The organism is Mucilaginibacter myungsuensis (assembly GCF_015222005.1).
GTDB lineage: Bacteria > Bacteroidota > Bacteroidia > Sphingobacteriales > Sphingobacteriaceae > Mucilaginibacter > Mucilaginibacter myungsuensis.
In genome coordinates, this window is record NZ_JADFFL010000001.1 from 721,678 (window position 1) to 742,569 (window position 20,892).

Annotated in this window: 21 protein-coding genes; 5 read left to right on the forward strand and 16 right to left on the reverse strand. The window is 45.5% G+C overall.

All coding sequences use genetic code 11. The annotated features are described in order from the left end of the window. Positions 1 to 12 precede the first annotated feature (12 nt). The 4 genes from IRJ16_RS03040 (at position 13) to IRJ16_RS03055 (ending at position 3,149) form a co-directional block, all read left to right on the forward strand. Entirely contained in the window at positions 13 to 651 is a 639-nt protein-coding gene (locus tag IRJ16_RS03040; RefSeq protein ID WP_194110035.1) for an START domain-containing protein, read from the forward strand. Positions 652 to 725: 74 nt separating this feature from the next. Next, positions 726 to 1,103, forward strand: coding sequence for a transmembrane 220 family protein (locus IRJ16_RS03045; protein ID WP_194110036.1), 378 nt, complete (start codon positions 726 to 728; stop codon positions 1,101 to 1,103). Between the two features lie 74 nt (positions 1,104 to 1,177). Beyond that, entirely contained in the window at positions 1,178 to 1,681 is a 504-nt protein-coding gene (locus IRJ16_RS03050; RefSeq protein WP_194110037.1) for an RICIN domain-containing protein, read from the forward strand. Positions 1,682 to 1,706: 25 nt separating this feature from the next. Continuing rightward, positions 1,707 to 3,149, forward strand: coding sequence for a PQQ-dependent sugar dehydrogenase (locus IRJ16_RS03055; protein ID WP_194110038.1), 1,443 nt, complete (start codon positions 1,707 to 1,709; stop codon positions 3,147 to 3,149). On the opposite strand, the gene IRJ16_RS03060 is transcribed toward IRJ16_RS03055, so the two are convergent. From IRJ16_RS03060 to clpB, 10 genes are all read right to left on the reverse strand, one after another. Further along, positions 3,150 to 3,653, reverse strand: a complete 504-nt coding sequence (locus IRJ16_RS03060; protein ID WP_194110039.1) for a hypothetical protein — start codon at positions 3,651 to 3,653, stop codon at positions 3,150 to 3,152. A gap of 140 nt (positions 3,654 to 3,793) precedes the next feature. Further along, positions 3,794 to 5,131, reverse strand: coding sequence for an RIP metalloprotease RseP (gene rseP, locus IRJ16_RS03065; RefSeq protein WP_194110040.1), 1,338 nt, complete (start codon positions 5,129 to 5,131; stop codon positions 3,794 to 3,796). A 19-nt stretch (positions 5,132 to 5,150) separates the two neighbouring features. Next, complete coding sequence (locus IRJ16_RS03070; protein WP_194110204.1) at positions 5,151 to 6,320, reverse strand: 1-deoxy-D-xylulose-5-phosphate reductoisomerase; 1,170 nt, start codon at positions 6,318 to 6,320, stop codon at positions 5,151 to 5,153. A 19-nt stretch (positions 6,321 to 6,339) separates the two neighbouring features. Further along, complete coding sequence (locus IRJ16_RS03075) at positions 6,340 to 6,864, reverse strand: hypothetical protein (protein WP_194110041.1); 525 nt, start codon at positions 6,862 to 6,864, stop codon at positions 6,340 to 6,342. A 13-nt stretch (positions 6,865 to 6,877) separates the two neighbouring features. After that, positions 6,878 to 8,368: a GH3 auxin-responsive promoter family protein gene (locus IRJ16_RS03080; RefSeq protein WP_194110042.1), complete on the reverse strand. Its 1,491-nt coding sequence runs from the start codon at positions 8,366 to 8,368 to the stop codon at positions 6,878 to 6,880. A 9-nt stretch (positions 8,369 to 8,377) separates the two neighbouring features. Beyond that, entirely contained in the window at positions 8,378 to 9,091 is a 714-nt protein-coding gene (locus IRJ16_RS03085) for a glycerophosphoryl diester phosphodiesterase membrane domain-containing protein (protein WP_194110043.1), read from the reverse strand. A gap of 9 nt (positions 9,092 to 9,100) precedes the next feature. Further along, positions 9,101 to 10,072 (reverse strand): glycosyltransferase, encoded by a 972-nt coding sequence (locus IRJ16_RS03090; protein WP_194110044.1) that lies wholly within the window; start codon positions 10,070 to 10,072, stop codon positions 9,101 to 9,103. 103 nt (positions 10,073 to 10,175) lie between these two features. After that, positions 10,176 to 11,144 (reverse strand): glycosyltransferase family 2 protein, encoded by a 969-nt coding sequence (locus IRJ16_RS03095; RefSeq protein ID WP_194110045.1) that lies wholly within the window; start codon positions 11,142 to 11,144, stop codon positions 10,176 to 10,178. A 256-nt stretch (positions 11,145 to 11,400) separates the two neighbouring features. Continuing rightward, positions 11,401 to 11,730, reverse strand: coding sequence for an Ig-like domain-containing protein (locus tag IRJ16_RS03100; RefSeq protein WP_194110046.1), 330 nt, complete (start codon positions 11,728 to 11,730; stop codon positions 11,401 to 11,403). Between the two features lie 225 nt (positions 11,731 to 11,955). Next, positions 11,956 to 14,553 (reverse strand): ATP-dependent chaperone ClpB, encoded by a 2,598-nt coding sequence (gene clpB / locus IRJ16_RS03105; protein WP_194110047.1) that lies wholly within the window; start codon positions 14,551 to 14,553, stop codon positions 11,956 to 11,958. Positions 14,554 to 15,021: 468 nt separating this feature from the next. Between clpB and IRJ16_RS03110 the strand changes: the two genes are divergently transcribed. Then, positions 15,022 to 16,083: a sensor histidine kinase gene (locus tag IRJ16_RS03110; RefSeq protein WP_194110048.1), complete on the forward strand. Its 1,062-nt coding sequence runs from the start codon at positions 15,022 to 15,024 to the stop codon at positions 16,081 to 16,083. On the opposite strand, the gene IRJ16_RS03115 is transcribed toward IRJ16_RS03110, so the two are convergent. From IRJ16_RS03115 to IRJ16_RS03140, 6 genes are all read right to left on the reverse strand, one after another. Further along, positions 16,073 to 16,825, reverse strand: a complete 753-nt coding sequence (locus IRJ16_RS03115) for a YdcF family protein (protein WP_194110049.1) — start codon at positions 16,823 to 16,825, stop codon at positions 16,073 to 16,075. The two genes, IRJ16_RS03110 and IRJ16_RS03115, sit on opposite strands and share 11 nt — an antisense overlap. 14 nt (positions 16,826 to 16,839) lie before the next feature. Continuing rightward, positions 16,840 to 17,040: a YqaE/Pmp3 family membrane protein gene (locus tag IRJ16_RS03120; protein ID WP_194110050.1), complete on the reverse strand. Its 201-nt coding sequence runs from the start codon at positions 17,038 to 17,040 to the stop codon at positions 16,840 to 16,842. A 129-nt stretch (positions 17,041 to 17,169) separates the two neighbouring features. Beyond that, on the reverse strand, positions 17,170 to 18,093 hold the full coding sequence (locus IRJ16_RS03125) for a PepSY-like domain-containing protein (protein WP_194110051.1): 924 nt from the start codon (positions 18,091 to 18,093) through the stop codon (positions 17,170 to 17,172). A gap of 188 nt (positions 18,094 to 18,281) precedes the next feature. Beyond that, positions 18,282 to 18,626: a hypothetical protein gene (locus tag IRJ16_RS03130; RefSeq protein WP_194110052.1), complete on the reverse strand. Its 345-nt coding sequence runs from the start codon at positions 18,624 to 18,626 to the stop codon at positions 18,282 to 18,284. Between the two features lie 33 nt (positions 18,627 to 18,659). Further along, positions 18,660 to 18,842: a hypothetical protein gene (locus IRJ16_RS03135; RefSeq protein ID WP_194110053.1), complete on the reverse strand. Its 183-nt coding sequence runs from the start codon at positions 18,840 to 18,842 to the stop codon at positions 18,660 to 18,662. A gap of 58 nt (positions 18,843 to 18,900) precedes the next feature. After that, positions 18,901 to 20,892: an OmpA family protein gene (locus tag IRJ16_RS03140; RefSeq protein WP_194110054.1), complete on the reverse strand. Its 1,992-nt coding sequence runs from the start codon at positions 20,890 to 20,892 to the stop codon at positions 18,901 to 18,903.

The window sequence follows — 20,892 nt, forward strand, 5'->3', positions numbered from 1 at the left end:
AAACAGCATCTCATGTATAAATTCTTCCCGTTTTTATTACTGATCATTATTACAACTAACACGTCAGCACAAAACTGGAAACTAACCACCGATGCCGATGGTATGAAAATATACATGGCCGAGGTTGCGGGATCTAAAATAAAAGCCATTAAGGTGGAGCTTGAACTTAACGCCACCCAGTCGCAATTGGTAGCCGTGCTAATGGATGCCAACACTTGTGTGGAGTGGGTTTACGGATTCAAGTCGAGCAAGCTGATCAGGCAGGTTTCCCCTTCCGAATCGTATTACTACGCAGAGGTGAACCTCCCTTGGCCTGCCGAAAACCGCGATTATGTTGCCCATCTCACTGCCACCCAGAATCCGGATACTAAAGTGGTGACCATCGACGCGCCTGCCGTGCTCGGGTTTGTTCCGATAAAGAAAGGTATCGTCCGTGTAGAACGTTCGGTGGGTAAATGGGTGATCAGTCCGCTATCGGCAGATAAGATACATGTTGTTTATACCCTGCAATTAGATCCCGGCGGCAATATCCCTGCCTGGTTAGTTAACACTTTTGCTACGCAGGCTCCCACTAACAGTTTCAAAAAACTGAAAGAACAATTGAAAAAGCCGGCGTACAGAGATGCCTCGCTCCCATTCATTAAAGACTGAACAATTGTATTTCAAGCTCTCCGTTGATCCTGTATATTTGGCGTAGGCTTACCCCTATTTAACCGTTATACTTTATGAAGATCTTTAACTGGATATTTATCGTGCTGTTCGCCATTTCAGCCGGATTGCAATACAACGACCCCGACCCTTATATCTGGGCACCCATTTATCTTTACGCTGCTTACTTGTGTTACGAGGCGAGCCGCGGGCGCTATAACAGCAAATTATACATCGCCGGCCTGCTGGTTTACGGTAGCTATGCACTATATCTGTTTCTCGATAAAAATGGCGTTGTTGATTGGTTTAACGAGCACCATGCCGAAAGCATTGTGCAGACCATGAAGGCCGAAAAGCCATGGATAGAAGAGACCCGCGAGTTTGGCGGCTTGGCTATCTGTATCGTCGTGCTTATTGCTAACATGATCTGGTTTAAAGGCAAACGCCAACCCTGATCAAAAACATATCGATGCATCTTTTTGTAAAACAAATGGTTAACTTAGGTTGACCATTTGTTTTATATACCGATATGAAAAAGCCGATCTTCGCTACCATCATTTTGCTGAACATTGCCACTATCGCCTTAGCACAAACCATTAAGGGTACGTATGCGATCAAAAATGTGCAAACCGGCATGTTACTGCGCGTTAAAGATGCCAGCGGCAAGAACGGTACGCCATTAGTTGCCTACTACCCCGAGAACTGGAAATGCATGACCTGGGATTTTAAGAATACCGGCGAGAACACCTATCAATTGCAAAACCTTTTTACCCATAAAACATTCCAGCCGATCACAGCGGCCGCTGCCGACGTAGCATTTGAAGAGCAACCTTTAGCCGGCAGTACCAGCAACCAGCAATACGAATTCATTGCCGTTAAAGAAGACACCTACCTGATCAAACTAAAAGGAACCGACCTATATATTACTCCTGCCGATAAGAAGGGCAGCGTTAACTCAGCCATTATTTTAGCAGCTAAAAGCGATAGTCCCGAGCAATTGTGGACCATTTATCAGCAATCCCCAACCATGTAATAACGAAATAAGTATTCATTACATCATGAAAAAAGCTTTACCGGGTATCTTTCTGCTTGCGTTTATTGCAAGTGCTTTTGTTTATAATAACCACATCAGGGAGTCGCAGGCGCCGGAAGGTTATATCGTTGATACTCTGGCTACCGATCTGGTAGTACCTTGGCAACTTGTTTTCCTCGCCGATAACACATTAATATTTACCGAGCGGGCAGGACGTGTGCGTATTTACCGCGACGGTAAGTTGCAACCCAAAGCGGCTTTTGTGGTGTCAGACATTCCGTTACGTAATAAAACAGGAATGCTGGGTATGTGTATCCATCCCGATTTTGCTACTAACCGTTACATCTACCTTGCCCATAATTACATGCAGGATAATAACCGAATGCGGTCAAAGGTGATCCGCTATAAATTCAGGAACGATACACTGGTAGAACCATTCAAGATCATTGACGGTATCCCGGCCAATCAAAACCATACCGGTTGCAGACTGGTATTTAGCCCGGATAAAAAACTGTTCATCACTACCGGAGATGCTGATCAGCCCGCGCTATCGCAAGATCTGAAAGCTTACAATGGCAAGATACTTCGGGTGAACGACGACGGCACTATCCCGACTGACAACCCTTTATTCAATAACGATACCGCCCGTAAAGAGATCTGGACCTATGGCCACCGTAATCCGCAAGGCTTCGCGTTCAATCCTGCTACGGGCACTATATTCGAGTCCGAACACGGCCCTACCGGCGGCGACGAGATCAACATCATCCGCAAAGGCGAAAATTACGGCTGGCCTGTGATCCATCATTGGGATACTAAGGAAGGAATGAACTCGCCATTGTCCGAATACAGCCCCTCTATCGGTCCGAGCGAGATGATGTTCTACACCGCCAATAAATTACCTCAACTGCAAGGGCACCTGCTAATGGGCTGCTTACGTGGCGAATCTATCCTGAAAATTAAGTTAGATGGGGATAGGATCGTGGATCAGGAGATATTGTTCAAGAAAACTTACGGCCGCATCCGTTCGATAGTTACCGGACCAGATGGGTTTATCTATTTCTCCACCTCGATGGTAGACCCGGGCGAGGGAAAACCACGCCCTAAAGACGACATGATACTGCGCTTAAGACCGTCAGGCAGCAGCAATACCACTGTCGCATCGCAAAAGTTAGCTGCGAGTACGGCCACCTCCACAGGCAGTAAAAAACAAACACCGGCAGCGCTTTTCCAACAACTGTGTGCTGCCTGCCATGGCAATAAACTACAAGGCATGGACGGCAAGACGCATGATCTTACCGCCGGTATGTTCAAATACGGATCTGATAAAGCTGCTATCCTTAAAAACATCACCAACGGAATTACCGACAAAGGCATGCCAGCCTGGGCCGGCGCGATCAGCACGACCGATATTGACGGGATAGCGAACTACATTTATCAGAACATGCGCAAAAAAGTAAAGACCAAATAACTACTTAGCTTGCGCACCTGCGAACGGCACGTACTCCACACTATAGTTAGCGACGGCATCAGTTTGCTGGCGACCTGTTTTAGTGTTCAGTTTTAGGGGGCGTTGCCATAGTTTATCACCTGCCATTTTAAAATGCAGGGCCATAGTATCGGTCATACCCTCTTGCATAAAGGTCCACACCACTTTGATGCTATCGCCACTTAGCGAGCCTGATAACAAGCCTTTACGGGCATCTTTCTCGTGCGGCAGCCACATCATTTCGCCTGTCACCTTCTCCCCTTTTACCACCAGGTTAACTGTAGTGCTATCCTGATGCTTAGTGCCCTCGGTGCGCACAAAGCACATCGATGTTAGCGCCGCGGTATCATTAGGGTGAGTTAACTGGGTATGTTCAGTTTTAGCGCTATCAGCAGCAAGGGTATCAGTCTGTTCAGCTTTATTTTCGGGGGATGAGCAAGCTACCGCTACAGCGGCTATCGTTGCTATTAATATCAATCTTCTCATAATTGATGGAACGTTTTTAGGGCAATAAGGTTTTTCAGGGGGTGTATACGCCGCGCGTGTAGATAGGGCGTATATACTTGAGTGACTAAAAACAAAAAAGCCGCTGACGCGGCTTTCCTTTTATCAAATACGTTCAGTTATTATTTCTTGAATAACTTCGTAATATCGTTTCCAAATACAAATACCATCAGCGATATCAGGATCACAAAGCCAACCAATTGGGCACGCTCCAAAAACTTATCGCTTAATGGTTTGCCTTTGATCATCTCAATGATCAGGAACAGGGCATGGCCACCGTCCAATGCAGGGATCGGCAACAAATTCATCAAAGCTAAAGCCATACTCAGCAAGCCTACCAAGCTCCAGAATTTCACCCAGTCGATAGTAGAGCCGAACATTTGCGCCATTGCAACAGGGCCGCTCAATGCTTTATCAGCCCTTACTTCGCCTTTAAATAGCTTGCCTAAGCCTTGTGCATTTGCAGAAAAAGTACCCCAGGCACGTGAAGCACCAACAGGTAACGATTCGGCAAAGCCATATTTCTCCGTCTTGGTACCAGGGGTTTCCGGCGCTATACCAAAGCCACCATCAGCAAAACCTAACACGCCAAACTTGTTTACCTGGGTATTCAACTGTATTGGTTGGCCACTACGGTTGACAGTAAGCGTAGCCGACTTATTTTTAAACTGGCCCAGTTGCGCTTGTAACTGATCCAAAAATTGCACAGGTTTTCCGTTAACCGCCGTTACTGCGTCACCTTTTTTAAGGCCTGCTTTATGAGCGTAACTACCTGCGTTTACCGAATCTATCACTGTGCTTAAACGCGGGGTGACGAATGCTGAGATACCCAGGTCGGATATATCATTTAAGATGTTACCGGGTACCTGAATGATCTTTTCTTCGCCATTACGGTTAACCGTTAATTGCGAGTTACCCATCAGCACCTTAGGACTGATGATATCCTCGTAATGCTCTATCTTTTTGCCGTTAACAGCAACGATCTTATCGCCTGCCACCAAGCCAATGCGTGTACCGATCTTACCGGGAACAATTCCGTACTTCACATTGTCGTTAGGTACATAGGTCTCGCCGTATTTCAGGGTCAGCATCCAAAAGATGAAGATACCAAGAATGACGTTGACGATGATACCGCCCATCATCACGATCAAACGCTGCCAGGCCGGTTTAGAGCGGAACTCCCAGGACTGTGGTTCGCCGGCCAACTGGTCAGTATCCATAGATTCGTCTATCATGCCGGCTATCTTCACATAACCACCCAAAGGCAGCCAGCCAATGCCGTACTCAACCCCTTTAAAATTGAACTTTACTAAGCTAAAGTTCCATGCGTCGAAGAAAAGATAGAACTTTTCTACCTTGATACCGAAGGCACGGGCGGCCAAAAAGTGGCCCAATTCGTGTAAAATTACCAATATCGACAGGCCCAGTAACAGTTGGCCCACCATGATCACTATATTCATCCCTTGTTTTTAGTCTTTTTTATGCCTTAACAGCGCCGTATGCCGCTATCAAATTATCTGCTAATATGCGTGTTTCTTTGTCAGTATTCAAATGGTCATCTAAAGTAGGCGACGGAATGTGCGGCATACGTTCCATGCAGGTCTCTATCACATCGCTCATTCCTAAAAAGCCAACCTTATCCTTCAAAAATCCGGCGACCGCGACCTCATTGGCCGCGTTGATGATGCAAGGCATATTGCCGCCCATATCTAAAGCCTTGTACGCTAAAGATAAGTTACGGAAATTGGCCATGTCCGGTTGTTCGAAGGTAAGATTCGGGTAATCGGTAAAGCTAAAACGCTTAAAGTCCGTTTTTATGCGGTCGGGGTAAGTTAAGGCGTATTGGATAGGTAGTTTCATATCCGGCAAGCCCAATTGCGCCTTAATAGAACCATCGGTAAACTGCACCAGCGAGTGAATTATGGATTGCGGATGCACGATCACCTCTATCTGATCGGCCGACAGATCAAATAGCCATTTAGCTTCGATCACTTCCAAACCCTTATTCATCAACGAAGCCGAATCGATGGTGATCTTGGCCCCCATCACCCAGTTAGGATGTTTTAAAGCGGCCTCGCGGGTAACGTTGGCCAAAAACTGAGCATCCTTACCGCGGAACGGTCCGCCAGACGCAGTCAGGATGATCTTCTCTATGGGATTATGGTCTTCACCAGCCAGGCATTGAAAGATGGCAGAATGTTCAGAATCGACCGGTAGGATCTTTACGTTATGTTGCTTGGCCAAAGAGGTGACAATATCACCTGCGACTACCAAAGTTTCTTTGTTCGCCAAGGCTATGTCCTTACCTGCCTTAATGGCGGCTATGGTCGGCTCCAGTCCGGAAAACCCTACCATAGCTGTTAGGACGACATCGATGTGCTCGTCGCTTACCGCATTACAAATGGCTTGGTTGCCCGCAAGCACTTGCACATCTGTGTTGCTTAGCGCTTCTTTTACGATTTGATATTTCTGCTCGTCGCAAATAATAGCATAGGCCGGCTTAAATTTAAGTGACTGTGCGATCAGCAGATCGGCATTACTGTAGGCGGTAAGCACATAGGCACGGAACAGCGAAGGGTTCTCTTCGATCACCTCCAGCGTTTGCGTACCAATGCTCCCGGTGGAGCCTAAAATGGCTATATTCTTTATCAATTTATTTCCTATTCTATTACTTTATCGTAAGCAAGCTACGTTTAAATATGCCCGACCACTTGCTTAAAAATGCAACCGGCAATTGTTTTTGCTTAATGGCCACAAAGTTAACGAACAACGCCGACTTGCCCTGTACCACATAATACAATTGCGACTCGGGTTTGGGATTGCCCACAAACGATGGCGACTCTATTTTGAACAGCACCCATTTGTAACCCATAGTGGTGTTTTGTTCCAACACCGTCAGCTTAGGGTTCATCGCCCTTTTTTGTGTCTGCAGATATAGCTTGTTAGGCGCATCCGTAATCGGCATTTGCACACCTTTCATCACAAGCATTGACCCAATTATACTCCAGTTATTAATGGTCTCGTTACCCGGGACTATCTCTACCAATTGCTGGGTTCCGCTTTGCTGGTTGGATCCTATCTTCCATTTATACTCTTCGGGCCAAAATATCTTCAGCGTTTCGTTTTTCGGTTGTGCCGATACGCCGGATACCCCGGCCATCAGTATCAGGATAGATGCAAAAATGTTTTTCATGCATCAAACACCGCTATAACCTTGCCAATTCCTCCGCTATCTTTCTGTCGTTACTTAAGCGCGGCATTTTGTTCTGTCCGCCAAGCTTGCCCTGGCTACGCATGTAGTTAATAAAGGTATCCTTTTTTAAGGATGAGACTACCAAAGGGCGTAATATGTTACCAGTGATGAGGTCGGCGTAGTAAATATTTTTTTGTTGAAGAGCGGTATCGACCTTTAGCGCAAAGGCATCCATATCGGCGGGTTCGTTACCAAACTCGATGAACCACTCGTGATAAGGCAGACCTTCAGCTGGCGTCACTTGTGGGGCGACAGTGAACTCTACCACATCCACACCTTCGGCTTTGGCTACGCTCATCAGTGCATGCTCCACCTCCTCGCCTATCACATGTTCGCCAAAGGCGGAAATGTAATGCTTGATGCGGCCTGTCACCAGGATGCGGTATGGATCTTTAGATACGAACTTGATCATGTCGCCAATACTATATCCCCATAGGCCTGCGTTGGTATTCAGGATCAGCGCGTAGTTCTGATTCAACTCCACCTCGGCAAGGCTTAGGCGGGTCGGCTTTTCGTTATGATATTCATCCGCCGGGATAAATTCGTAGAACATGCCTGCATCACAAAGTAAAAGCAAGCTTTTATCTTTCTGCGAATCCTGAAAGGCAATGAACCCTTCGGATGCCGGGTAGGTCTCGATCGTGTCGATACCAAAACCGATACTTTCCTCTATTCGCGCACGATAAGGTTCGTAATTCACCCCGCCGTAAACGAACAATTTGAAATTCGGAAAAATATCTTTGATCTTTTTACCACCAGCCTTAGCTGAAAGCCTGTCAAAATACATTTGGCACCAGGGTGGTATTCCGCTAATTAGGCGCATATCTTCGGTAAAGGTCTCGTTCACGATCGCGTCTACCTTTTCTTCCCAATCCTCGATACAGTTGACATCATAACTTGGCAAACGGTTCTTTTGCAGATAAGCAGGGACGTGATGCGCTACAATACCCGACAATCGACCGACTTTAATGCCTGCTTTCTGACTTAACACCGGACTACCCTGAAGGAAAATAAGTTTGCCATCTACAAAGTCGGCTTTGCCGGTCTCGTGAATGTAATTTAAAAGAGCATTACGGGCAGCTTTGATATGCTCGGGCATGCTCTCTTTACTGAGCGGTATATATTTAACTCCCGATGTGGTGCCCGAAGTTTTAGCTAAATATTCAGGCTTACCAGGCCAGATTACACCAGCTTCTCCGCCTACCATACGGTCAATGTACGGGCGAAGATCTTCGTAATCGCGGATAGGGACGTGTTGCTTAAAATCTTGATAAGAACTGATGTTCCCGAATTGATGATCCTGGCCGAAGGCAGTATGTTTAGCTTGCGATATCAGTTTTTTGAAGGTGGCTTGTTGCAGGTTAACGGCGTTCTTACGCAAGTGGTTAAGCTCTCTGCTCACCACCGCCGCAAATACCTTACTCAAAAAAGCCTTCAGTCCCATAACAGATATTTAGTTGGTCTCTGAAAGGTCGTCGTCCACATCCTGGTGACTGTAAACCAATTTGCGGTAAGTGACCACCAAGATGATGTTCACCAGCGGATAAGTAATGATCAAACCAACAAATAGTGCTGCCAGCCCTAAAAATATTAGGCCGATGCTAATAAGCAAGATCAGGATGATCTTGGTTATGTTGCCTTTTGTGATGACGAAACTTTGCCCCAATGATTCGAACGGACCCGAGTCTTCGTCGACGATAAAACAGACGCAGAACATGAAACGTAGCGCCAAATAAAGCAAGGTCACTACACCTACAAATTGGGCTACAGCTTGTGTGGCCGGGTAATTGATCAGCTTATCTACTACAAAGAAATTATAGGTTGTGACAATAAAAGCAAATATCAAACTGATAGCGATATAGCTAAGTACCATTCTTATTTTGGGGATAAGCTGAGAGAACTCGAATTCGTAGTATTCGCTATCGATCAACGTAAATATCAATTTGTAAAGCCCGAGTGTGGTATAACCCTGCATGAGCAGCAGCAAGAAAAACAGTATCAATTGCAGCGTCAAGTCCGAAGTGGCACTGTAGATAAAGTTGACCGCTTGGATAACACCCAACAGCACTACCACCAATGTAGAGTAAACGATGATGGTGACAAAGTTCCTTTTTATGATACTCCAGGCAGTAGATATCGTATCTGCAATGGAAAAGGGGTGATACATAGATAATATTTAGTTTCTTTTCAGTACGATGCGTTTCCAAAAGTCTTGCATAAAGCCCAGACCGTAAGCTACCAACTGTATATATGATGCTATTATACTCAAAAATGCGATTTTTAACGACTTGTTTTTGACCAAAGCGTGAAAAAATATCAACAAGGTGATAAGAATTAAGAAAGCATTGGCTAACAAAGCTATTTGCCACCTAAATATGTTAGCAACTATACTAAATATCAGCCCCACGGTAAATGCCGCCGGGAAAAAGTGTACCGCCTTTAGCGTATCCGGGAAAAATTTAGTGATGTTGACCCTTGCCCTGCCAAAAAAATGCAGTTGTTTATAGAACTGAAAAAAGCTGGTGCGGCGTTTATGGTAAACCTTGGCATCAGGTATCAGACCGATCTTAAAACCATGGCTGTGGATACGGATACTGTACTCGATATCCTCGCCCAAACGGGTAATGATAAATCCACCGACTGTCTCCCATACCTTGCGCGATAAGCCCATATTAAAGCTACGCGGATGGAACTGCCCACCTATCTTTTGCTTATTACCGCGTATTCCGCCCGTAGTGAACGGCGATGTCATCGCATAGCTGATCGCTTTCTGCACCGGCGTGAAAGATGAGTGCGCGGCATCAGGCCCACCAAAAGCATCGAGGTAATTTGCAGCAAGATTGTCGGCAACGATCTCCAGGTAGTGTTTCGGGATCAGGCAGTCCGAATCGAAGATGATAAAATAATCGCCCATGGCCCGCTCAAAGCCAAAATTGCGACTAAAGCCCTGGCCTGAATTGGGCTTTACAAAATATTTAACGTCGAGCTGGTTGGCAAAGCTCTCTACAATATCCTTAGCGTCATTGGTGGATCCATCCTCTATCACCAATACCTCAAAACGGGTATAGGTCTGCCTGGTCAAGCTGTAAAGTAATTCCTTTATCTCTTGCGGGCGGTTATATAGTGGTATGATGATGGAGAAAAACATTCTTGTATTAGATGTGAGACTTGAGATATGAGATATGAGACACTTTGTTAGTTATGAGATAGGACATTTCGCAAATCTCATATCTAACGTCTCGTATCTAAATTCAAACTTCCTCGGCTATTTGATAATTATTGCGGTCGTTGCCGTTGCGGGCTACCAGTTCGGCTACAAAGCCGGTCAGGAATAACATAAAGCCGATCACTACAGCCACTAACGCTATGTAGAATAATGGCTGTTCGGTCACTTCACGATATTGTACGGACAGATGATATTTTTCATTACGGTAGATAATGACCTTTTTCTCTGCTATCACCCATATCATACTCACAAATCCGGTCAGGAAACTCAATACCCCCATCGCACCAAAAAAATGCATAGGGCGTTTGCCAAATTTACCGACAAAGAATATCGACAACAGATCCAGGAAACCGTTAACGAATCTGGCCATACCAAACTTGGTTGTTCCATATTTACGGGCGCGGTGTTCTACCACCTGCTCGCCTATTTTGGTGAAGCCCGCCCATTTAGCCAGCACGGGAATGTAGCGGTGCATTTCGCCATACACTTCTATATTCTTCACCACAGCGTGACGATAGGCTTTAAGGCCGCAATTAAAATCGTGCAGGTTATCTATACCGCTCATTTTGCGGGTAGCGGCATTAAATAATTTTGTAGGGATGGTTTTAGTAAGCGGATCATAGCGTTTAGCCTTCCAGCCCGATACCAGATCGTATTTATCGTTAACAATGCTGCTATACAGGGCAGGTATCTCGTCGGGGCTATCTTGCAGGTCGGCATCCATGGTTATCACCACATTGCCCCGCGCTGCCGCGAAACCTGTATTTAAGGCCGCAGATTTACCATAGTTGCGCCTAAAACGTATACCGACAAGAAAAGGGTTACTTTCTTTCAGCTCAACTATTTTTTCCCAAGAACCATCTTTGCTGCCATCGTCAACCAGGATAACTTCATAACTATAACCGTTATCCTGCATTACGCGGGCTATCCATGCGGTAAGTTCGGGCAATGATTCAACCTCGTTAAATAAAGGTACTACTACAGATATATCCATTTAAACACAAATGGGTGGCTCAGGTCAAACTCCTCCACCTTGGGGCAAAAATATAAAAAAACCTGCTATATTATCATAGCAGGTTGTATAACGGGATACGCAATGTTTAATTATTAGTGTTATTGACCGGCCTTCTTTTGATCAAGGTGATCTTAAAAATAAAAAAATAAAAAAATTAAATTTTAACGAACCTTTTTAAAAACCTGCCGTAAAAAGAGATAGAACAAAAGAAACAAACAGGGGAATGGGAACTCAACTATTGAACGATAACGCAAAGCTTACCACCGGTAGCGCTGTTTTTATCTTTGATAGAGACCCAAGCCTTACCGGTTTTTTTAGCGGCAAGATAACCATCGGAGGTAACAGAGGCAACAGATGTGTCGGTCGACTTCCAATCAACAGCGATAGAGCTAAAAACAGCCGGGGCAAATACGGGATCAAGCTGGACAGAACGGCCTGCTTCAACTTTTAAAGTGTCCGACTTAAAAGATATACTTTTAAGCACAACTTCTGTACCATCTTCTTTTGTGCAACCTATAATAAGGGCACAAGAAAGGATCAAGATCCCCAAAATTCCGTTCTTCACTGTGATGTTGGCGTTATAATTGGTAATTATTATAACATATTTTAATACGTAAAAATGGAGCTTTTACGTGAACTTGCCAATATAAGTTCAAAAATAATCATTCCTAAAAGTTTTAATCACTCATTATCAACCTTTTAAATAATAAAGCGGGGCATCAATTGATGCCCTGCTTTTGACTTACTCATTTAAGTAAGATATTTTATTGCTTAATATGTAATAATTTAATTAGATATGTTCGTTCAAAAACACAAATTGATGGTCGAACATATCCAATTTGATCTTACTTTCCTTATCTACCTTACCCGCAAGGATCTGTTTCGACAATTCGTTCAGAATCTTTTTCTGGATCACACGTTTTAATGGACGCGCGCCAAATTGCGGATCGTAACCTAACTGGGCCAGCCAATCCAACGCTTCTTCCGACGCTTCTATCGTGATACCCATCTCCTGCAAAGTATCCTGCACATGGCGGAATTGTAATTTTACGATATCCCCTATCTCGTCCCTACTCAGCGGGGTAAACATGATGATCTCATCTATCCGGTTCAAAAATTCCGGGCGGATGGTAGCACGTAGTACCTCGAACAGTTGGTTCTTTGTCCTTGCCAATACTTCTTCTTTATCACTATCCTCGTATCCCTGAAAGTTTTCCTGGATAACATGGGCGCCAATGTTCGAGGTCATGATGATGATCGTATTCTTAAAGTTCACCACGCGACCTTTGTTATCGGTCAGGCGGCCATCATCAAGCACTTGCAGCAGGATATTGAACACATCCGGATGCGCTTTTTCGATCTCGTCCAACAACACCACGCTATATGGTTTGCGCCTTACGGCCTCGGTCAGCTGACCGCCTTCATCGTAACCCACGTAGCCCGGAGGCGCGCCGATCAATCTTGATACTGCGTGGCGTTCCTGATACTCCGACATATCTATCCGCACCAGCGCACCTTCATCATTGAACAGGAACTCGGCCAATGCCTTGGCCAACTCCGTTTTACCAACACCGGTAGTACCTAAAAATATGAAAGAGCCTATCGGTTTACGTTTATCTTGCAAGCCAGCACGGCTCCGGCGGATGGCATCGCTGATCGCCTCGATAGCCTCAGCCTGACCGGCCACACGTTTGTGCAACTCTTCTTCCAGGTTAAGCAACTTCTCGCGCTCGCTTTGGATCATTTTACTTACCGGGATACCTGTCCAGCGCGAAACAACGCCGGCAATATCGTCGGCAGTAACTTCCTCTTTCAGCATCCGGCTATCCTTTTGGTTAGTCAGCAGGTCGGCTTTTAGTTTCTCAACCTCCTGCTCGGCTTCTTTAATACGGCCGTATTCCAGTTCGGCCACTTTACCGTAATCACCGGCGCGTTTAGCCTGATCAGCTTCAAGTTTATAATTCTCTATCTGCTCCAGCTTTTGATTGATGCCGTCGACCATATCTTTTTCGCCCTGCCATTTGGCACGTAACGAATCGCGCTCGGCAGAAAGGTTGGCTATCTCTTCGCTTAGTTCTTTGACACGGTTATCGTCTTTCTCGCGTTTGATCGCTTCGCGCTCTATCTCTAACTGCATTATCCGGCGGTCCAACTCGTCAACCACTTCAGGAACCGAATCCATTTCCATACGGAGTTTGGATGCTGCCTCGTCCATCAGATCGATCGCTTTATCAGGCAGGAACCTGTCCGAAATATAGCGTTGCGACATCTCGACAGCGGCTATGATAGCCTCGTCTTTAATATGCACTTTATGATGCGTTTCGTAACGCTCCTTCAAGCCACGCAAGATTGATATCGCGTCAGCGGTATCCGGTTCGCCCACCAATACCATCTGGAAACGGCGCTCTAAGGCTTTATCCTTTTCCAGGTATTTCTGGTATTCGTTCAGCGTGGTCGCGCCAATGGCACGCAATTCGCCACGGGCTAAGGCAGGTTTAAGAATATTAGCCGCATCCATTGCGCCTTCTCCCCCGCCGGCACCAACCAGGGTATGTATCTCATCTATAAAAAGGATGATCTCACCATCGGCCTGGGTAACTTCTTTTATAACTGCTTTCAGGCGCTCTTCAAACTCGCCTTTGTATTTGGCGCCTGCTATCAAAGCGCCCATATCTAAGGAGTAAACAGTTTTTGTCTTCAAATTCTCAGGCACATCGCCTTTAATGATCCTGAACGCGATGCCTTCGGCGATGGCGGTTTTACCTACGCCCGGCTCACCAACCAGGATCGGGTTGTTTTTAGTACGGCGCGACAGGATCTGGATCACCCGGCGTATCTCGTCGTCGCGACCGATCACAGGATCTAACTTGCCCGACTCCGCATACTCGTTAAGATCACGGGCATATTTATTTAATGCGTTATAAGTAGCTTCGGCATTCTGATCGGTCACCTTGCTATCGCCGCGTAAGGCGACTATAGCTTTCTTCAGGTCCTTTTCGTTCACGCCCATATCTTTAAGGGCGGTGCTGGCTTTATCGCTAATGGCCAGAATGCCTAACAGGATATGCTCTACCGAAACAAACTCGTCCTTAAACTCTTTAAGATAGCTTTGCGCCTTTTGCAGCGCGCTGTTAGCGTTTGATGATAAATAAACATTACTACCGCTCACCTTTGGGTAAGATGCGATCTGCTGATCCAGCTGCTCATTTAGGCGGTTTAAATTAACGTTAAGTTTTTTTAACAGGTAGGCGATCACATTCTCGTCTACCAAAAGCAACCCTTTTAACAGGTGCGCATTCTCAATGGCCTGCTGCTGGTTGCCTGTTGTTATTTCAGAGGCCTTTTGTACGGCCTCCTGTGCTTTTATGGTAAAATTGTTAAAATTCATAGTATCAATATCTGGTCAAAACTATTGCCGATCGCTTGTTAACTGAAAAAAAGTCAGCTAAAACTAATTCCTTAGGACATTTTGTCTTCACATGGTGATCAACCATTCCTAAAATGAGTAATTAATAACAGATGAACCGCCAATTTGTGTACTTTTAGGCATCATAGTTAAGTACTCTTGAATATTTACCTTTTTAATAATGTGCCTCGGGGTGGCCAGTCCGGCTTCCAAAGGCATTTCACGCTTCAGAATCTGAAGTCGATGCAGATCCTTTGCAGTATATTTTTTATACTGAATGTAACGGTTAGATTATTCTATACCTTCACTCCAAACGGTGTTACCAAAGCCAGCAATTTCCCCGAATTTAAATACTCTAACTGGGCATATATCATAATAACACCGGTATTCTACCTAATAAGCGATCGGCTGTTAAAAAAGTTCGGTGATCTAAAAAAACCAACTGGCACGATGTCCGTAACGGTCATTGCTTTTTCAGCCTATATCTTGCTGGCAGGCATCCTGTCCAGCTTTATTGCCATGTACAGCTTGCGCGATAATCTAACCATGTACCTGGTTGCACTGGTGACCGTAAGTGTGATCTTTGTGTTCGACTACGAGGATACCATCATGCTCACTATCCTTACGGCTTTGCTGTTCACCATCGTACTTTTTTTATGCGAGGCCGACCCGATACAGATCATCTATGACCAACTGACATCCGTTGTGCTCCTTTGCGGGTTTTATTTTATATCTCGCTATGCCTACTCCTACAAAGCCAGCCATTACATGCAGCTTACGGAGATCCGCCGCAAGAACATTGAGATAGAACGCGCCAGCGACTTTAAGAATGATGTGTTAGGCATTGTTGCGCACGACTTGCGTAACCCGATAGCTGCAATAGAATCCATAGCCATGATCATGCAGTTGGATCAGAATATCGATGACGATACCGAGGATAACCTGCGGATGATCAAGACATCCTGCACTAAGGCGCGCACCATAGTTAACGACTTGTTAGAGGTAGCCAAAAACGAAAGCGACCGCCCGTTCGAGACCGAGCTAACGGACATGAACGCGCTGATGAAACTCACAGTAGCAGCCTGGAAAGCTACCGGAGAGACCAAACAGCCGATCATCCTTACCGAACATGCCCGGCAGATATACGCCAACATCAATAAAGATAAATTTAACCGTGTGTTGGATAACCTGATCAGCAATGCGCTAAAATTCTCTAAAGAACGCGACCAGTTAGATCTGATCATTGGCGTGCACGATAAACAAGTACTGTTGCAGGTTCAGGACCATGGCATGGGCATACCACAAGATATGCTGCCGCATATTTTTGAGCGTTTTACCAAGGCCGGCCGCCAAGGTATGCGTGGCGAAACATCCACGGGACTGGGCTTAAGTATTGCCAAGCAGATCATAGAAAAACATGGCGGGGACATCACTGTAGATAGCGAAGAAGGTAAAGGATCCACATTCAGTATTAGTTTACCTTTAGATACTAATGTACCGGCTATTTCATGAACCTGTTGACACCATAGCCAATTAATTCTTTTAAAAATCCACCCCAAGCCATAATAATATAAGGTTCGGGGATGATATCGCTAAAAACAGGCCAGCCTATTTTAACCGTTTGGATATTGCTTGGGTAGGGTTGCACATCGATATTGTTCTTTTTAAATATCATGACCGATCGCCGCATATGGTTCGCTGAAGTAACTAAGAGATAAGGTGGCTTTAAACCTTTTTGTTGTAAAACGACCGCCGATAGTTTGGCATTTTCCATCGTGTTGCGTGCCTTGCCTTCTATCAACACCGCGCTATCTGGTACACCAAAACGTTTCATCTGCCCACGGGTCCACTCCCCTTCCGAAAAACCGTTGGGTAGTAACAAACTACTTCCTCCTGTGACCAATACGTGCGATGCTTTACCGGCCCTGTACAATTTTACCCCCTGAAAAAAGCGATCGAACGACTCGTTGAAATGCCCTTCTTTGCCATCGCTGGTAGATACAAAACCGCCCAACACTATCGCGCAGCTATAACGGGCGCTATCGGGCAGCTTTACGGCGCGGTACTCCCAAGATCGGGCCACAATGTTGAACAGCCACGCGTTGGAGAACAGCAACAACATTACCGCCCCTGCTATTGCAGTACAACGCCTTAATTTTGCCCGTTTGGTGAAAGCCGCTATCAGCAACAATACCAATATCCAATAAATTGGGTTGATTAGGAATAGCAATAACTTGGATAAGATGAAGTACATTTTTGTAAAGGTATCTAAAACCCGTAGCGTTTAACTGTCCGCATCATTTGCCTGTGGCGTTTGGCGGCATAATAGTCGTTAGTGACCAATACGGCGTGTATAATGCCCGGAACCCAAAAACAAATAGTGAGGATAATACTCAATATAAAAGCGCCTATACGACCGGTAGTAAGCACAGCCAAAGGTGGAAATATGAAGCAAAGGAAGTAACGCATAATGATAATGTCTTTGCTAATATAGATAGAAATTGCAGCTATTTGTTACTACAACATCAGCAAAAACCCTGTGCAACATCGCGCTGCACAGGGCTCCTTAATTAAAACTATAGTAAATATAGGCAGTGGTTATTTTATGGTGATGCTTTTTACAAATGCACCCGAGGCATCAAAATGCACCGCATAGCGGGTTCCACTGACATCTATCAAGACCACATATCTTGCAACCACGCCGTTAACTTTTTCGGTAAAAGCTTTACCAAATACGTAGCCTGCGTAAGTGGTATTAAGATAGGTAGTAATGGCCGCTGGCAAAGCCGCCTGTGCCACTGCCGACTTAATTGGCCTTGGATGTAACTGGATACGCTTAACAAAAGCCAGTTTTGAGGTGAACGACGTTGCGAACAGACCTTTGTTAGCACTCAGTACAATATAGCCGCTATCGCGGGTCATCACGGCGTGCAGCAAAGTGTCCGTTGCATAGTTAGCAGTAAAATAGGTTTTGATAGTGAACGGCAGCGCGCTCAAAGCGATGGTATCTTTTTGCAGACCATTGCGATTCTCGAAACGGCCGCCCGGATGCCAGCCCGGTCCGGCGTGGTCGCGTGGTTCGCGTTGTTCCAGTATGTTCACAAATGTGCCGGCCGCATCAAATTTTAAACCAACCGCTTTGCTGTTGTAGTTGATGGCCACCACGTAGCCTGTTAAAGAGCCCGATCTATCAGCGATCTTAAAGGCTTTTTGCGCCGTATAACCCGAATAGTTAGCTGTTAAATAAGTGGCGATAGCAGCAGGCAAAGCACTGAACGCAATGGTATCCGGCCGTTTACCCGGAGGGCAGGCTTTCATTAAATAAACAGAGTCTTTTGTTGCCGATAATGTTGACACGGACCCTGCCGATATCAGGATATCGCCGTTAGTGGTCGCCGCTGTTGACGAGGCCGCAGCCTTTAGGTCCGATACTTCATTCTGCTTGTTGCACGATGACAGCATAGCAAAAGCCAGTAGCCCCGATACAGACAAGGCGCAGTAGATGATGGTAAGTCTTTTCATTTCCTTGGTTATTAATGGTTTGTATTTACTGAAATGAAAGTACAGCAGGTAACAGAAATATGACAGGATGTATCGGCGAATGCCGCGCGTGTGTCGATAAGTGGCCCATCTACAAATAAAAATGGCCGACAATTGCTTGCCGACCACGGGTTTACTTAATAGTTATGATCAGTTAAAAGCTATGCTGCCTAATTATGCGGCTCGTAATATTCAGGCTTAATGGCCATACGGTTAAGGGCCTCGTTGTGGGTATCCAAAACCTTCTTCCACCAAAAGCAATACTGGCGCGGGTAGGTCACCCTATCCATATTATCCCTGCGGCAAAGGCCCTCTAATGCCAGCAGTTTGTACATTACCTTGCGGCTGTGATCTACCACCGCGTGCGATCGTTGGGTGTAGCCGTAGGCTTTGTTAATATCGCGATTGGTTTTGCCCATCAATATCTGCTCGAATAATTCGATATGCAGGTTTGAAAATTTCTTTGTCTTTAACAACGGACGGGCTGCGCTGTGTATGCTCATTATCTCGTTCATGGCTATCTGTTTTAGGTTTATCAGAGAGATGTGTTATTTATCTAGGTAAAATGCAAGCCCGATACAAATGATGTTCACCACCAGGTATCCTACACTTTTGATCCTAACCTCCATCGGGTCGGGTTCTCCCCTGCGGCGGTCCTTCCTGTTAAGCCTGCCAATAAAAAAACAAGCGTTGATCAGTAATAATGCAATTACAATTTCGCGTATGTACATGGGTCGGTAGTTTAGCTTTAGCGTTATAATGGTTTTACTTAGTAGTCTTAATTTGGATCTATTGGTCGTTCACTTTGGTGATGGTGTTCTCTAACTTCAGCACCATAAATTCGGTACGGCGGTTCAATTGGCGGCCTTCGGGGTTGTCGGCACCATTAGGTAGCGAGTTTGGCGCTGTAGGCTTGGTCTTGCCGTAACCTTTCGCAAATATCCGGGTGCTATCTACCCCGCTGGATACGATGTAGTCCACACAAGATTGTGCCCTGGCTTGTGATAGATTATTATTGTAGGCATCACTGCCAACAGAATCCGTATGTGCTGATAACTCGACTTTAATGTTAGGGTTATCTTTCATAATGGTCACCAAACCGTTAAGCACTTCTTTCGACTCTTGGCGAAGATCTGCCTTTGCATAATCATACAACACGTTGGCGATCACTATCGGCCTGTTCACCTCGAAAGGCTGCAAGCATACTTCCGGACTCATTAATGTATCATTCAACATCTGCCCTTTTGGACGGGTGACAGGTAATACCTTGCTGAAGTATTTTTCTTTCTCCAGCCTCATTTGGAACGGGCGGGTAGTGGCTACCCTGAAGTTATATTTCGCGCCCTTACCGGTGGTCATTTCGGCAACAACGTCTTTAGATATTGAATCAATAAAAGATACCTTTACGCCCGGCAATGGCTTTTTGGCATCGCAATCGGTAACCAACCCGGCCAGGATGTAGCGTTTATCGGTCATCTGAAACAGTTCTAAACAGCAATCTGATTCCCGGTCCGAACTCATGTAAAACTGAGTATCATTATTTTTATCAGGCTGATAATACAGATCATCCTTAGCTGAATTGATCGGATAGCCCATATTTTTAGGCTTAGAGAAATAGCCCATATCGCCCTGACTTTCGTACAGGTCAAAACCGCCTAAGCCTACCATGCCTTTACTGGCGTAAACAAGGCGTTTGTTGGCCAGATCGTAATAAGGTGATTGTTCATCCTTATCGGTATTAATACTTGCCCCCACATTGGTAGAGTTGATCGGCTCGCCGTTACCATCCAATTCAGCAAACCAAATATCCTGGCCGCCTTGGCCGCCCGGTTTGTCCGACACAAAATATAGGCGCTTGCCGTCTATGGTCACAAAGGGCTGCAAAGCGTTAAATCCTTGCAGGTTAATATTCGAGTTCAATGCTTTAGCTGTACCCCATACACCGCCCGTCATCTCCATCTTAAAGATATTGCAGACGGTTTTTGCGCCCTCTTTATACCAGCGGGTAAAGTACATTTTGCTACCATCGGGGTTTAAGGCCGGGGTACCGTATTCCTCGTTCTTCTTTTCGTCTTCGATCTTCAGGTCAATGATCTGCGGCACGCCTTTGCCTGTGCTTTTGTAAAGTTTATTCAGGCGGCGTTTATCATCTTTGACCAAACGCGACGAGGTGAAGTAGAAATTGTCGTCGCGAGTGATCATAGCGTAATTGGACCCGTCCGAATTCCACTCCCCTTTCAATTTCATGCTCTCCATCAGCATAGGGTATTTATACTGATCGATAGCGAATTTGCAATTGGCTATCTCTTTGTTGGCGTTGGCTACATAATCGCCCTCGCCACGATAACCATCTTTAAACTGAGTAAGTTGCTTAATGGCATTATCAAAATGCTGATTAGCCCTCAGGCATACCCCATACCAGTATCGCGCCAGCGGATGATCGCCCTCGGCGTTAGAGTTAAGCACTTTATAATACCAGCCCTCTGCCTCCAAATAATTCTCGTACCCGCGATACGATTCTGCCAATTGAAAGGTGAGATAATTAACATCGGCCGGGCTGGGCGTAGCCACCTTTTTGGTGGTACGTGCCTGATAAGGTATTTCTTGCCCTTGCGGAGCGATGTTCATTTGGTCGGCGGCTTTGCGGTAGTAATAGGCAGCTTCGTAAAAATTCTTCACCTTAAAGGCTTTGTCGCCAAGTGCTTTAAAGTTTTGATCGTATTGTGCCGAAGCGAATTGGCAGCAAAACAATAGCAACAGTGTGTAAAGTGTGACTTTCAT

Coding starts and splice junctions, on each gene's coding strand:
- IRJ16_RS03120 (WP_194110050.1), bottom strand. CDS start 17,040: ATGCGTTACTTCCTTTGCTTCATATTTCCACCTTTGGCTGTGCTTACT.
- IRJ16_RS03050 (WP_194110037.1), top strand. CDS start 1,178: ATGAAAAAGCCGATCTTCGCTACCATCATTTTGCTGAACATTGCCACT.
- IRJ16_RS03115 (WP_194110049.1), bottom strand. CDS start 16,825: ATGTACTTCATCTTATCCAAGTTATTGCTATTCCTAATCAACCCAATT.
- IRJ16_RS03140 (WP_194110054.1), bottom strand. CDS start 20,892: ATGAAAGTCACACTTTACACACTGTTGCTATTGTTTTGCTGCCAATTC.
- IRJ16_RS03080 (WP_194110042.1), bottom strand. CDS start 8,368: ATGGGACTGAAGGCTTTTTTGAGTAAGGTATTTGCGGCGGTGGTGAGC.
- IRJ16_RS03075 (WP_194110041.1), bottom strand. CDS start 6,864: ATGAAAAACATTTTTGCATCTATCCTGATACTGATGGCCGGGGTATCC.
- IRJ16_RS03085 (WP_194110043.1), bottom strand. CDS start 9,091: ATGTATCACCCCTTTTCCATTGCAGATACGATATCTACTGCCTGGAGT.
- clpB (WP_194110047.1), bottom strand. CDS start 14,553: ATGAATTTTAACAATTTTACCATAAAAGCACAGGAGGCCGTACAAAAG.
- IRJ16_RS03135 (WP_194110053.1), bottom strand. CDS start 18,842: ATGTACATACGCGAAATTGTAATTGCATTATTACTGATCAACGCTTGT.
- rseP (WP_194110040.1), bottom strand. CDS start 5,131: ATGAATATAGTGATCATGGTGGGCCAACTGTTACTGGGCCTGTCGATA.
- IRJ16_RS03040 (WP_194110035.1), top strand. CDS start 13: ATGTATAAATTCTTCCCGTTTTTATTACTGATCATTATTACAACTAAC.
- IRJ16_RS03055 (WP_194110038.1), top strand. CDS start 1,707: ATGAAAAAAGCTTTACCGGGTATCTTTCTGCTTGCGTTTATTGCAAGT.
- IRJ16_RS03045 (WP_194110036.1), top strand. CDS start 726: ATGAAGATCTTTAACTGGATATTTATCGTGCTGTTCGCCATTTCAGCC.
- IRJ16_RS03110 (WP_194110048.1), top strand. CDS start 15,022: ATGTCCGTAACGGTCATTGCTTTTTCAGCCTATATCTTGCTGGCAGGC.
- IRJ16_RS03095 (WP_194110045.1), bottom strand. CDS start 11,144: ATGGATATATCTGTAGTAGTACCTTTATTTAACGAGGTTGAATCATTG.
- IRJ16_RS03060 (WP_194110039.1), bottom strand. CDS start 3,653: ATGAGAAGATTGATATTAATAGCAACGATAGCCGCTGTAGCGGTAGCT.
- IRJ16_RS03125 (WP_194110051.1), bottom strand. CDS start 18,093: ATGAAAAGACTTACCATCATCTACTGCGCCTTGTCTGTATCGGGGCTA.
- IRJ16_RS03090 (WP_194110044.1), bottom strand. CDS start 10,072: ATGTTTTTCTCCATCATCATACCACTATATAACCGCCCGCAAGAGATA.
- IRJ16_RS03130 (WP_194110052.1), bottom strand. CDS start 18,626: ATGAACGAGATAATGAGCATACACAGCGCAGCCCGTCCGTTGTTAAAG.